Origin of the sequence: Bradyrhizobium genosp. SA-3 (assembly GCF_004212635.1) — a bacterium.
Classification (GTDB): domain Bacteria; phylum Pseudomonadota; class Alphaproteobacteria; order Rhizobiales; family Xanthobacteraceae; genus Bradyrhizobium.
In genome coordinates this window covers 41,214-54,072 of the sequence record NZ_PSRT01000026.1, presented here as the reverse complement: position 1 = coordinate 54,072, position 12,859 = coordinate 41,214, and the positions used below count along the sequence as shown (strand labels likewise).

Annotated in this window: 12 protein-coding genes and 1 pseudogene; 8 read left to right on the top strand and 5 right to left on the bottom strand. The window is 65.1% G+C overall.

Annotated elements, in window-relative coordinates; translation table 11 throughout:
• The first annotated feature begins 47 nt into the window (after window positions 1–47).
• From CWO91_RS11455 to CWO91_RS42860, 8 genes and pseudogenes are all read left to right on the top strand, one after another.
• The gene (locus CWO91_RS11455) at window positions 48–908 is read left to right on the top strand and encodes a L,D-transpeptidase (RefSeq protein WP_165405362.1); all 861 of its coding nucleotides are present in this window, start codon (window positions 48–50) and stop codon (window positions 906–908) included.
• Between the two features lie 89 nt (window positions 909–997).
• On the top strand, window positions 998–2,164 hold the full coding sequence (locus CWO91_RS11450; RefSeq protein ID WP_130213547.1) for a cytochrome P450: 1,167 nt from the start codon (window positions 998–1,000) through the stop codon (window positions 2,162–2,164).
• 359 nt (window positions 2,165–2,523) lie between these two features.
• Window positions 2,524–3,474: a sulfonate ABC transporter substrate-binding protein gene (locus CWO91_RS11445; RefSeq protein ID WP_130213546.1), complete on the top strand. Its 951-nt coding sequence runs from the start codon at window positions 2,524–2,526 to the stop codon at window positions 3,472–3,474.
• Between the two features lie 38 nt (window positions 3,475–3,512).
• Window positions 3,513–4,465: pseudogene (locus tag CWO91_RS11440) on the top strand (sulfonate ABC transporter substrate-binding protein).
• Window positions 4,462–6,066 (top strand): aliphatic sulfonate ABC transporter permease SsuC, encoded by a 1,605-nt coding sequence (gene ssuC, locus CWO91_RS11435; protein ID WP_130213545.1) that lies wholly within the window; start codon window positions 4,462–4,464, stop codon window positions 6,064–6,066. The pseudogene CWO91_RS11440 and the gene ssuC overlap by 4 nt, the downstream one beginning before the upstream one ends.
• 20 nt (window positions 6,067–6,086) lie before the next feature.
• A complete protein-coding gene (locus tag CWO91_RS11430) occupies window positions 6,087–6,923 on the top strand; it encodes an ATP-binding cassette domain-containing protein (RefSeq protein WP_130213544.1) in 837 nt (278 codons plus the stop codon).
• A 32-nt stretch (window positions 6,924–6,955) separates the two neighbouring features.
• Window positions 6,956–7,537 (top strand): flavin reductase family protein, encoded by a 582-nt coding sequence (locus CWO91_RS11425; RefSeq protein ID WP_130213543.1) that lies wholly within the window; start codon window positions 6,956–6,958, stop codon window positions 7,535–7,537.
• Window positions 7,538–7,632: 95 nt separating this feature from the next.
• A complete protein-coding gene (locus CWO91_RS42860; RefSeq protein WP_008131268.1) occupies window positions 7,633–7,788 on the top strand; it encodes a hypothetical protein in 156 nt (51 codons plus the stop codon).
• Between the two features lie 141 nt (window positions 7,789–7,929).
• Here CWO91_RS42860 and CWO91_RS11420 read toward each other — a convergent pair whose 3' ends face one another.
• The 5 genes from CWO91_RS11420 to fliG form a co-directional block, all read right to left on the bottom strand.
• Entirely contained in the window at window positions 7,930–9,078 is a 1,149-nt protein-coding gene (locus CWO91_RS11420) for a M20 family metallopeptidase (protein ID WP_130213542.1), read from the bottom strand.
• A gap of 253 nt (window positions 9,079–9,331) precedes the next feature.
• Window positions 9,332–10,714: a sigma-54-dependent transcriptional regulator FlbD gene (gene flbD, locus CWO91_RS11415; protein WP_130213541.1), complete on the bottom strand. Its 1,383-nt coding sequence runs from the start codon at window positions 10,712–10,714 to the stop codon at window positions 9,332–9,334.
• 53 nt (window positions 10,715–10,767) lie between these two features.
• Window positions 10,768–11,118 carry a flagellar motor switch protein FliN gene (gene fliN / locus CWO91_RS11410; RefSeq protein ID WP_130213540.1) on the bottom strand — a complete coding sequence of 117 codons (351 nt, stop codon included), beginning with the start codon at window positions 11,116–11,118 and terminating at the stop codon, window positions 10,768–10,770.
• 3 nt (window positions 11,119–11,121) lie between these two features.
• Window positions 11,122–11,745, bottom strand: coding sequence for a FliH/SctL family protein (locus tag CWO91_RS11405; RefSeq protein WP_130213539.1), 624 nt, complete (start codon window positions 11,743–11,745; stop codon window positions 11,122–11,124).
• Window positions 11,745–12,839 (bottom strand): flagellar motor switch protein FliG, encoded by a 1,095-nt coding sequence (gene fliG / locus CWO91_RS11400; RefSeq protein ID WP_128936423.1) that lies wholly within the window; start codon window positions 12,837–12,839, stop codon window positions 11,745–11,747. The genes CWO91_RS11405 and fliG overlap by 1 nt, the downstream gene beginning before the upstream one ends.
• Window positions 12,840–12,859 lie beyond the last annotated feature (20 nt).

Genomic DNA, 12,859 nt, shown 5'->3' with positions numbered 1-12,859 from the left:
AAATTTTGCTGGGTACCTCTTCCAGGCACAGTGACCTGGGGAAAGATATGGGTAAGCGGGCGAAACGTGGAAAGGCAGAGACGCTCGCGATACCAATGGTCGCGAGAGTCGCGATTGGCGCCGTGGCCGTCGCCGTAGTGGGGTACAGTTTGCTGTCTCGCCCGACGAGCGTGCAACCGATACGAAAATCGGCCGCGCAACAAGCCCAGGCGTCGTCAACTCCGGCTTACGTGGCAACTCCAGTTCGTGCATCAGCGCCAGCTCCGGCTCCGATTCCGGCCCCGGCGCCTCCGGTCGAACCACCAAAAGCCGCTGACGGTCCCGGAGCACTCGTTCGGCAGGTGGTTGACTACGCCAGCCATCAGACGCCGGGCACCGTGATCATCGATACCGGAAACACTTTCCTTTATTTCGTTCTGAACGACAGGCAAGCGATGCGCTACGGCATCGGTGTCGGCCGCGAAGGTTTCACATGGTCCGGTGAGCAGACTGTGGCCCGTAAAGCAGAATGGCCGGATTGGCATCCGCCTGCGGAGATGGTCTCGCGTCAGCCTTATCTGCCACGGTTCATGGCAGGCGGTCCCGGCAACCCGCTCGGCGCTCGGGCGATGTATCTCGGCGAGACCGAATATCGAATTCACGGCACCAACAACCCCGATACGATCGGGAAGCGGGTTTCGTCCGGCTGTATCCGGCTGACCAATGAGGACGTCGTGGACCTTTATGAGCGGGTGAAAGTCGGAGCGAAAGTGATCGTGCTTCCGGCAACCGCTGCCCGTCGACCATCCCAGGGAACGCCGACCGACGCCGCTTTCCGGTTGCCGGACCCGGCATCGCCGTCGAAGCGGCCCTCGGCGGCTAACGCGCAGATGCCGTCATCTGGACCGAAGATCGCCGAGGTTCAGTAATTCAGTCCGTCCCTATCGCTAGGGACAGACGCCTGCCGCGGAGTTCGGTAGTCTGGCCTGGAACAAACGAGAATCCAGGGGAGACCGCCTTGAGCACCGCGCCGCGCATCGACATCGACCCCGATACATTCTGGGCCGACCCCTATCCGATGCTGGCGAACATGCGCAAGGAGGCGCCCATCGCCTTCGTGCCGCAGCTCGGCTCGACACTGCTGACGAGCCGCGACGACATCTCGATCTCCGAGAAGCAGATCGACGTGTTCTCCTCGCACCAGCCCGCGGGCCTGATGAACCGGCTGATGGGCCACAACATGATGCGCAAGGACGGCGAGGCGCACCAGGTCGAGCGCCGCGCGATGTTTCCAACGGTGTCGCCGAAGACGGTGAAGGCGCATTGGACCGCGCAGTTCCAGGCCCATGCCGACCGCATCCTCGACGCGATCGAACCCGGGCGCATCGATTTCATGCGCGACTTCGCCTTGCCCTTCTCCGGCGAATGTCTGAAGTCGATCACCGGCCTCACCAACATCGGCTTTCAGGACATGGACGCGTGGTCGCAGGGCATGATCGAGGGCATCGCCAACTACGTCGGCGATCCCGCGGTCGAGGCGCGCTGCCATGCTGCGACGTCGGGCATCGACGCCGCGATCGACGACATCCTGCCGGTGATGCGCAAAAATCCCGACCAGAGCATCCTCGGCGTGCTCCTCGCCTCCGGAATGCCCATGGAGAGCGTGCGCGCCAACGTCAAGCTCGCGATCTCAGGTGGCCAGAACGAGCCGCGCAAGGCCATCGCGGGCACGGTATGGGCTCTGCTGACCCATCCCGACCAGCTCGATCTCGTCCGCAAGGGCGAAGTGTCCTGGCTCCAGGCGTTCGAGGAATATGCCCGCTGGATCTCGCCGATCGGCATGTCGCCGCGCCGCATCGCAAGACCCTGGAGCATCCGCGACGTCTCATTCGAGCTCGATGAGCGCGTGTTCCTGATGTTCGGCTCGGCCAATCGCGACGAGATGCATTTTGAGCGTGCCGACCAGTTTGACGTGAGACGAGACACGTCCAAGAGCGTTGCCTTCGGCGCCGGCCCGCATTTCTGCGCCGGCGCCTGGGCTTCCCGCGCCATGATTGCCGACGTCGCGCTGCCAACCGTGTTCGCGCGGGCGAAAGAACTTGAGTTGGCTGACGACGAGCCGGTGCGGATCGGCGGCTGGGCCTTCCGCGGCCTGCTCAATCTGCCGATGAGATGGCGGCCTTAGTTCGGCAATGGCTTGCCTATCCCCTTTGTCGCACGATGTCATTCTGCCACTGTTTTGCCCGACGCGTCAAACGAATTTCGTAAAATAAGAAATACGTGTTGAAGCAAGACGTTGGCTACTGTGCATGGGGTTGTTTTCGCATTTCTTAATCTCGGACCGGGTGCGTGCGATTGTCACATTCGCGTGCAGAAAAAATTCGCGCTGCATTCGCTTCCCCGGTTGAAAGATTGATCATGCGCGCTGCCTCGCGCGCAGTGCGCGTATCGCTATTTCTCCGCACGTCTCGACACCTCCGATAAGTCGCGCCATCATTCGAGAAGCGCGAATGAATGATGGCCGCGCGCGGCCGGGAGTGTTGAATGCAGCGTCGCAACTTTCTGAAACTTTCCGTTGGAACTGCTGCCGCAGCGGCGTTCGCGTCCCGCGCCAACCCGCAAGGCCCTGTGAAGGAAATTCGTATCGGCTATCAGAAGACCGGCGTGCTGGTCATCACGCGTCAGCAGGCCGCCTTGGAAAAGCATTTCGCTCCCTTAGGCATCGAGGTGAAATGGGTCGAGTTCTCCTCGGGGCCGCCGATGATGGAGGCGATGAATGTCAGGAGCGTCGATTTCGGCGCGGTCGGCGATTCCCCGCCGGTGTTCGCCCAGGCCGCGGGCGCCGCGATCGTCTATGCTGCGGCCCAGCCCATTACCAACGGCCAGGGCATCCTGGTGCCGAAGGATTCGTCGATCCGCACGATCGCCGATTTGAAGGGCAAGCGTATCGGCTTCACCAAGGGCTCCAGCGCGCACAACATCGTGGTGCAGACCCTGGAGAAGGCGGATCTCACCTATGCCGACATCACGCCGGTCTATCTGACGCCGCCGGATGCCGGGCCTGCCTTTGCCAATGGCAGCATCGAGGCCTGGGCGATCTGGGATCCGTATTTCGCGATCGGCGAGACCAAGCGGGGTGGCCGCATCCTGATCAATTCGCGCGACGTCACCAGGACCAATTCCTTCTACATCGCCAATCGCGAGTTCGCGAAGAACCATGGCGTCATCCTGCAACAGATCGTCGATGTGACGACTGCGGCTGGAAAATGGGCCGAACAGCACCGCGACGAGGTCGCCAAATCGCTCGCCGCGATCACAGGCGTCCCGCTGGACATTCAGACCGTCGCGGCCAATCGCGCGAATTTCGTGGTCGGCCCCGTCACCGACGACATCGTCGCGACCCAGCAGGGCGTTGCCGACCGCTTCTACAAGCTCGGCCTGATCCCGAAGCCGATCGTCATCCGCGACATCGTCTGGCGCAACCCGGCAGCCTGATCGTGCCGACCAGCCTTCCCATCCAAAAGAGTTTGAACATGAGGCGTATCATTCAGCGGCTGATCGCGGCCATCGTGCTGTCGATCGGCATCGTCGCCGCCGCCGTCGGCACCTCCTATGGTCAGGACAAGGTGGTCCGCATCGGCTACCAGAAATACGGCAAGCTGGTGCTGCTCAAGAGCAAGGGCACGCTGGAGCCGAAGCTAGCTGACGCCGGCTACAAGGTGGTGTGGACCGAATTCCCGTCGGGCCCGCCGCTGCTCGAAGCGCTCAATGTCGGCGCCATCGATCTCGGCAACACCGGCGAAGCCCCGCCGATCTTTGCGCAGGCCGCCGCGCGCCGATCCAGTATGTCGCCTATGAGCCGCCGGCGCCGAAGGGCGAGGCGATCCTGGTGCCGAAGGATAGCCCCCTGAGGTCGGTCGCCGACCTCAGGGGCAAGAAGGTTGCGCTCAACAAGGGCTCGAACGTCCACTACCTCCTGGTCAAGGCGCTGGAGAAGGCGGGCGTGAAGTATTCCGAGATCGAGCCGGTGTTCCTGGCGCCGGCCGACGCGCGGGCCGCCTTCGAGCGCGGCGCGGTCGATGCCTGGGTGATCTGGGATCCGTTCCAGGCCGCGGCGGAAGCGGCCACCGGTGCGCGCACGCTCGCCGACGGCACCGGCATCGTCGCCAACTACCAGTTCTATTTCTCCTCCAAGAAATTCCTCGAAGCCAACCCGAAGATCGTCGACGCGGTGCTCGCCGAGCTCAGCGCGGTCGACGATTGGGCCAAGGGCGACATCCATGCGGTGGCCGAGCAACTGGCGCCGTCGATCGGCCTCTCGGTCCCTGTGGTCGAGGTCGCGCTGAAGCGGCAGTCCTACGGCATCAAGCCGATCACGGATGCCGTCATCTCCGATCAGCAGCAGGTCGCCGACGCGTTCTTCGCGTTAGGTCTGATCCCGAAGGCAATCAAGATTTCCGACGTGGCGCGCAAACCAGGAACATGAGCAGCACGATGAGTAAGCAAGCGAACGCCAACATCCTCTGGTTCCTGCCGACCCACGGCGACGGCCGCTATCTCGGCACCGGCATCGGCGGCCGCGAGGTCAATTTCAACTATCTGCGCCAGATCGCGCAGGCCGCCGATCAGCTCGGCTATTTCGGCGTGCTGCTGCCGACCGGGCGGTCTTGCGAGGATTCCTGGATCGTCGCCTCGAGCGTAGCGCCATTCACCGAGCGGCTGCGCTATCTCGTGGCTGTCCGCCCCGGCCTGCAATCGCCGAGCATGGCGGCGCGAATGACGGCGACGCTCGATCGCATCTCGAACGGCCGGCTCCTCGTCAACGTCGTCACCGGCGGTGATCCCGTCGAGAACAAGGGCGACGGCATCTTCCTTGGCCATGACGAACGCTACGAGGTCACCCGCGAGTTCCTGAGCGTCTATAGCGACCTGCTCGCCGGCAAGACGGTCAATGTCGAGGGCAAGCACATCCACGTCGAAGGCGGCAAGCTGCTGTTTCCTCCGGTGCAGTCGCCGCGCCCGCCGCTCTATTTCGGCGGCTCGTCGGATGCCGGCATCGACGTCGCCGTCGATACCGTCGACAAATACCTCACCTGGGGCGAGCCGCCGGCGCTGGTGGCCGAGAAGATCGCGAAGGTGAGGGACGTCGCCGCTGCGCGCGGGCGAAAACTCTCCTTCGGCATCCGCCTTCACGTGATCGTCCGCGAAACCAATGAAGCGGCCTGGCGCGCCGCGAACGAGCTGATCAAGCATGTCAGCGACGACACCATCGCGCTGGCGCAGAAGAATTTTGCCCGCATGGACTCCGTCGGCCAGCAGCGCATGGCGCAGCTCGACGGTCTGATCCAGTGGATCGTGCCGCTCGCCATCATCGCGATCTGGCAGGTCGCGAGCGTCACCGGCTTCGTGCCGACGCGGGTCCTGCCGGCGCCGAGCGACGTCGTGCTGGCAGGCTGGAAGCTGCTGCTCTCCGGCGAGCTCGTTCGCAACATCTGGGTGTCATTCTGGCGCGCCTCGATCGGCTTTCTGATCGGCGGCAGCATCGGCTTCGCGTTCGGGCTCGCCAACGGCCTGTCGCAGCTCTCGGCAAAGCTGACCGACACCACGCTCCAGATGGTGCGCAACGTACCGCATCTGGCGCTGATCCCGCTGGTCATCCTCTGGTTCGGCATCGACGAGAGCGCAAAGCTGTTCCTGGTGGCGCTCGGGGTGTTCTTCCCGATCTACCTCAACACGCTGCACGGCATCCGCACGGTCGATCCGCAGCTGATCGAGATGGGCCGCATCTACGGCATGACCGATGGCGAATTGTTCCGCCGGGTGATCTTCCCGGGCGCGCTGCCCTCGATCTTCGTGGGCATCCGCTTCGCGCTCGGCATCATGTGGCTGACGCTGATCGTCGCCGAGACCATCGCGGCGTCCTCGGGCCTCGGCTACATGGCGATGCAGGCGCGCGAGTTCATGCTGATCGACGTCGTCGTGCTCTCGATCCTGATCTATGCCCTGCTCGGCAAGCTCGCCGACAGCGCCTCCCGCGTGCTGGAGCGGGCGACGCTCTCCTGGCACCCCGCCTTCCAAAAACGTTGAGCAGAAATACTGGGAATCACATGCAGACAGCGCTTCGTACCTCCCTTCCGGAAACCGAGCTCGCCAGCCGCGCCAATTTCGCGCCGCACGCCCGTGTGGTGCGCGAGGAGCGACCGACGACTACCGCCGGCCTGCCGCTCAGCATCCGTGGCCTGCGCAAATCCTTCGGCGACAACGAGGTGCTGCGCGGCATCGATCTGCACATCCCCGCCGGCCAGTTCGTCGCGATCGTCGGCAAGAGCGGTTGCGGCAAGAGCACGCTGCTGCGGCTCATCGCCGGTTTGGAAAAGATCGACGCCGGCAGCATCAGCTTCGGCCAGGATGTCCAGCCCGAGGACATCCGCGTCATGTTCCAGGAGCCGCGGCTGCTGCCCTGGGCGCGCGTGCTCGCCAATGTCGAGGTCGGCCTTGGCCGCGATCGCGTCTCCGGCGATGCGCATGCGCGCGCCGAGAAAGCCCTGGGCGAGGTCGGGCTGGCCGACAAGCGCGACCAATGGCCCTCGGTGCTGTCGGGCGGCCAGAAGCAGCGCGTCGCGCTTGGCCGCGCGCTGGTCTCCCGCCCGCGCGTGCTCGCCTTTGACGAGCCGCTCGGCGCGCTGGACGCGCTGACCCGGATCTCGATGCAGCGTCTCTTGGAGCGCGTCTGGCGCGACCAGGGCTTTACCGCGATCCTGGTGACCCACGACGTCGCCGAAGCCGTTGCCTTGGCCGACCGGGTGCTGGTGATCGAGGAGGGCCGGATTGCCCATGACGTCACGGTTAACGCGGCCCGGCCTCGCCAGCGCGGTTCGGCCGAGCTTGCCGGCCTCGAAGGCTCGATCCTCAGCCACCTGTTGTCGGCGGACGATCGTACCTAAATACAGGGAACCCCACTTCGGGGAGCAACGCCATGAATGTAGTGCCCCGCGATCTCATGACCGAAATCCCCGTCTCGTCCGCCGATTTCCGCGGCGCCATGCGCCATCTCACCGGCGGCGTCAGTATCATCACCGCCGGGCGGGGCAGGGACATCACCGGCATGACGGTGACCTCGGTGACCTCGCTGTCGGTCGAGCCGCCGACGCTGCTGGTCAGCATCAACAGGGACGCCTCGTCCTTTCCATTGATCCGTCGCCACAGCGCCTTCGGCGTGAACATCCTCAATGCCGACCAGCTCGATGTCGCCGAACGTTTTGCCGGCAAGGGCGGGCTGAAGGGCGCCGACCGTTTCGCGGGCGCGCAGTGGGTGACATCCGTCTCGGGTGTTCCGCTGCTGGTGGACGCGCTCTCGGCGTTCGATTGCGAGGTCGAGGAGATCGTCGAGCGGCATTCGCATGGCATCGTCATCGGCCGTGTCAGGGATATCAGAAGCTCGACCCGCACCGCCGCGCTGGCCTATTGGCATGGGCAATATGTGGCCGTCGACCAGGACGAAGATGCGGCCAGGCTCGCCGACGTCAGCGTTCCCGCGCGCGTCCGGCGCGGCATTTGATCGCCACTGGCCGGCGGCCCGCAGGCTGGCCTTTTTCCCGTCATCGCTCTAGAAGCGCCTCAGCCTTCCCGCCGGAACGGCAATGGAGCGGATGGATGAAGCGCGTCGCGACCTGGGCCTTCTACGCTATCGGCGCGCTCGCGATCGCCTATCTCGCGCTCTACGCCTACGCGATGTTCAGCGGCCAGCCGATCGTGCCGGGCGACCCCATCCACATCTTCCGCAAGCCCGACGCGCCGAGTTATTCGTGACGGTCTCGTAGGGTGGGTTAGCGAAGCGTAACCCACCACTGTTTACGTCCGCGGAGATGAAAGAGGTGGGTTACGCCGAGCGGTCTGCGCTTCGCGCAGTCCGCAGGGCTAACCCACCCTACGCAGCTGCGGCACCCAACTTCACCCCCGCAAAATCGCCAGCGCCAGCGCCTGCGCGCGCGGCACTATGCTGTCGAGCTCGAGATATTCCTCCGGCGTGTGCGCGAGCCCGCCGACCGGCCCGAGGCCGCAGATGGTCGGCGTGCCCACTGCGGCGGTGAAACCGGAATCGGCGCAGCCGCCGGAGAACTCGCCCTGGAGCGTGGTGAGGCCGACCTGCCTTGCGGCGGCCTGATAGCCTTCAAACAGCGCCTTCGAGTCCGCGCTCTGCACCACCGGCACGAACTCGCCCTTGATCGTCAGCGTCGCGCTGGTGCCCGGCACGTAGGACGTCGCGACGATCTGTTCGATCGCGGCCATCACCGTCGCGCGATCTGCGGGATCGACATAGCGCAGGTCGATCTGGCCTTCCGCGTAAGGCGCCGTGGTGTTGACCGATTGCCCGCCCGAGACCAGGCCGACATTGAGCGTGATGCCCTTGTCGAGATTGGTCAGCGCGTGGATCTGCACGATCTTGTGCGCGAGCTCGCCGATCGCGCTGACGCCGGCGGCGAAATTGGCGCCGGAATGCGCGGCTTTGCCGGTGATGGCGACATGCATGAAGATGCCGCCCTTGCGCCCCGTGACGACGTTCCCCGTGGGGCGGCCCGGCTCGGAATTGAACACGGCGCGCGCGGCGCGTCCTTCGCGCTCGATCACCGGCCGCGAGGAGGGCGAGCCGATCTCCTCGTCCGAGGTGATCAGAAGCTTGATCGGATGCGGATTGCCGCCGAATTTGTGGAAGGCGGTCGCCACGAACACGTTCATGACGAGCCCGGACTTCATGTCGGCAACGCCGGGTCCATAGGCGCGGCCATCTCGAATCGTGAATGGACGCCGTCCGGCCTCGCCCTTGCCGAACACGGTGTCGCGATGCCCCATCAACAGCACCGGCTTCTCGTTGCTGCCGGGCTTGGCCACCTCGGCATGGATCGCGTCGCCAAACGTGCCGTGGCTTTCGCGCCGGAACGGAATGCCGTGCTCGGCAAAATGCCGCTCGAACCGCGCACCGACCGCATCGACGCCCTCTTTGTCGTAGGATCCGGAATCGATGTTCACGACATCGCGGAGCAGATCGATCATCGCCTGCCGCTGCGCCGCCAGCCAGTCCCTGATTTGAGCTTCAGACATGCTTATCCTCGTGTGGTTCTCACGGGGGTTATAGAGCCTCGCGCTGGCGCGACCTAGTCGCCGGATGCGGTGCGGCCATGCCGATGTTCAGAGCGCAAACCCTCAATGTCGTCCCGGCGAAGGCCGGGACCTATACCGCGGAATCCCTTCGCCGGGACGACACTGAGGGTGTGGCAATCGCTTGCGCAATCACCACCAAAGAAAATGCCCGGGCCAAGCCCGGGCATCTGCATTCTCAATCAGCGTGGCCGCCTCACGCCCCGATCGGCACGCGCGGATATTCACCCGGCGTGCCCGCGGGCGGGATCGGGATGCCGCCGTCGGCGTATTCGTTGAGCTTGTTGCGCAGCGTGCGGATCGAGATCCCCAAGATGTTGGCGGCATGGGTGCGGTTGCCGAGACAGTGCTTCAGCGTCTCCAGGATCAGGTCGCGCTCGACATCGGCGACGGTGCGCCCCACAAGCGCCCGCGTCACCTGCTCGGCGGCCATGGTCGCATGCGCCACCGCCGGCGCGGTCTTGGCGAGGTCGAGGCGGTCGCCGTCGGGCGTGATGATCGCGTCGGCGCCGATCTCGTCGCCCTGCGCCATCAGCACGGCGCGATGCATGGTGTTTTCGAGCTCGCGAACGTTGCCCTGCCAGCGGTTGGTGGAGAGCACGCGGCGCGCCTCCGCCGAGATCGGGCGCAGCGGCACGCCGTTGGCCTCGGCATATTTCTTCACGAAGTGCTGGGCGAGCTCGAGGATGTCGGCGGGACGCTCGCGCAGCGGCGGGATCTTCAAATTCACGACGTTGAGGCGGAACAGCAGATCCTCGCGGAACGTGCCTTCGCGCACGGCTTCAGCGAGGTTGCGGTTCGAGGTCGCGATGATGCGAATGTCGACGGCGACAGGCTTGGTGCCGCCGACGCGGTCGATCACGCGCTCCTGGATCGCGCGGAGCAGCTTCGATTGCAGGCGGACGTCCATCTCCGAGATTTCGTCGAGCAGCAGCGTGCCGCCGGTCGCTTCCTCGAACTTACCGATGCGGCGGGCGATCGCGCCGGTGAAGGCGCCCTTTTCGTGGCCGAACAATTCGGATTCCAGCAGATGCTCGGGAATCGCGGCGCAGTTGATCGAGATGAACGGACGCTTGGCGCGTGCCGAGCGGGTGTGGACGTAACGGGCCAGCACTTCCTTGCCTGTGCCGGATTCGCCGGTGATCATCACCGAGGCGTCGGAGCCCGCGATCTGCTGGGCGAGCTTGATCACCTTGGCCATCGCCTCGTCGCGATAGACCAGCTCGCGGGAATCATTGGCAACGGCAGCCAGCACCGCGGCGATCAGCTCCGGATCCGGCGGCAGCGGGATGTATTCCTTGGCCCCGGCATGGATCGCGGCGACCGCGGCGCGGGCATCGTTGGTGATGCCGCAGGCGACGATCGGAGCGTGGATGTGTTCGGCCTCCAGCCGCATCACGAGGTCGCGGATGTCGAGCGCGACGTCGACCAGCAGGAGGTCGGCGCCCTTGCCGCCGCGCAAGACGCGCATCGCCTGCTCGTGATCCTCGGCATGGGTCACGGTGGCGCCGTTCTCCATCGCGATCTTGGTGGCGGTGGTGAGCTGGCCCTTCAATGTGCCAACGATGAGAAGCCGCATGTCAATCTCCTGTCCGTCTGGTCGCGCTGCCGCGCGTCATTCCCGTGTATTCGCTAGCCGCGTTCGGTCTTGATGATTTCGGTCATGGTCACGCCGAGCTTGTCCTCGACCAGCACCACCTCGCCGCGGGCGACGAGACGGTTGTTGACGTAGATGTCGATGGCCTCGCCGACGCGGCGGTCGAGCTCGAGCACGGTGCCGGGCCCGAGCTTCAACAGCTCGCCGACATCCATCTTGGAGCGGCCGAGCACGGCCGAGACCTGCACCGGCACGTCGAACACGGCTTCGAGGTCGGCAGCGACGCGCGCCGCATATTCGTCCTCGTTGTAGCCGACGTCGGTGCCGGCAGGCGGCATCGGGCCGTTGAGATCGGGCAGCGGGACATGTCCGTCGGTGTCGCTCATGGCTTAATTCCCCCTGCGGGACGCGATGTAGCGTCCGACCATGTCGTCGATCTTGGCCGCGATGGCGCCGCGCTCCAGCACGACGCCGCCATCGGCCCATTCGATCCGGCAGTCGCCGGTGGCAATCTCCGGCTCGGCCAGGATCACCAGCCGGCCTTCGAAGCCGCTCTGTTTGGCGAGCCGCTCGATCTTGTCGCGCGCAGCGTCGTAGAGCGCGTCGTTGATGCGGACGACGAGATGCGGCGTCGCGACCAGATGCGAGAAGCAGTCCTTGACCAGCGCGACGATCTCGCCGAGCGGCTCGGCGGCGACCAGATCGGCGCACAGCTTGCGCGCCACCGCGACCGCGACGTCGACCGCTTCGGTCTCCATCTTGGACTCGATGTTGCCGATGCCGGAGGCGATGCCCCGGATCGCGATGTTGATCTCCTCCATGGCGAGCGCGACGCGGCGGTCGCTCTCGGCCTTGGCCTCGCGCTGGCCGGCGGCAAAGCCGTCCTGATAGGCGCGTGCCTCGGCTTCCGCGACCTTCTGGGCGATCTCAGCCGCCGTCGCGGCCTTCTCGCGCGTCGAGCGCTCGGGTGCCGCGAAGTCGGTATCGAACAGGAATTTTGCCGGAGCGCCCATCAGTACACCAGCTCGTCGTCGGCGCGGTTCTTGGTCAGCATGATTTCGCCCTTGGCGGCGAGGTCCTTGGCGAGGTTGACGAGCAGCGCCTGGGCCTCGTCGACGTCGCGCAGGCGCACCGGCCCCATCGCCGCCATGTCGTCCTGCAGCATTTTGGCCGCGCGCGAGGACATGTTGCCGAAGAAGAAGCTGCGGACGTCCTCGTTGGCGCTCTTGAGCGCGACACCGAGCTTGTCCTTGTCGACGTTGCGCATCAGGGTCTGGGCCGAGCCGGAATCCAGCTTGACGAGATCGTCGAAGGTGAACATCAGCGCCTTGATGCGCTCGGCCGATTCCCGGTTCTCCTCTTCCAGCGAGGTGATGAAGCGGGTCTCGGTCTGGCGGTCGAAATTGTTGAAGATTTCCGCCATCACCTCGTGAGCGTCGCGACGGCGGGTCTGCGACAGGTTGGACATGAACTCGGTGCGCAGCGTCTTTTCCACGCTCTCGATCACCTCCTTCTGCACGGCTTCCATCTTCAGCATGCGGTTGACGACGTCGAGCGCGAGCTCCTCCGGGAAGATGCCGAGCACGCGGGCGGCGTGCTCCGGCTTCAGCTTCGACAGCACCACCGCGATGGTCTGCGGATATTCGTTCTTGAGATAGTTCGCGAGCACCTCTTCCTGCACGTTGGAGAGCTTCTCCCACATGTTGCGGCCGGCGGGGCCGCGGATCTCGTCCATGATGCCGTTGACACGCTCCGGCGGCAGGTATTGCTGGAGCAGCCGCTCGGTGGCGTCGAAATTGCCCATCAGCGCGCCCGAGGCCGACATGCGCGAGACGAATTCGAGCAGCATGTCCTCGACGGTGTCGACCTCGACGGTGCCGAGCGTCGACATCTCCAGCGAGAGCTGGCGCACCTCGTCGTCGTCGAGCAGCGACCAGATCTTGCCGCCATATTGCTCGCCCAGCGCCAGCATCAGGATCGCGGCACGCTTCGGCCCGCCCAGCGCTGCGGTCTTGGCGCCGCCCGCGCGGTTGCCGGCGCGCTGACCGAGCGTGGAGATCACGCTGGTGATGTCGTTGGAGTTGGCATTTTGCAGATTGGCGGCCATGTCAGATCACTTCTTGATTC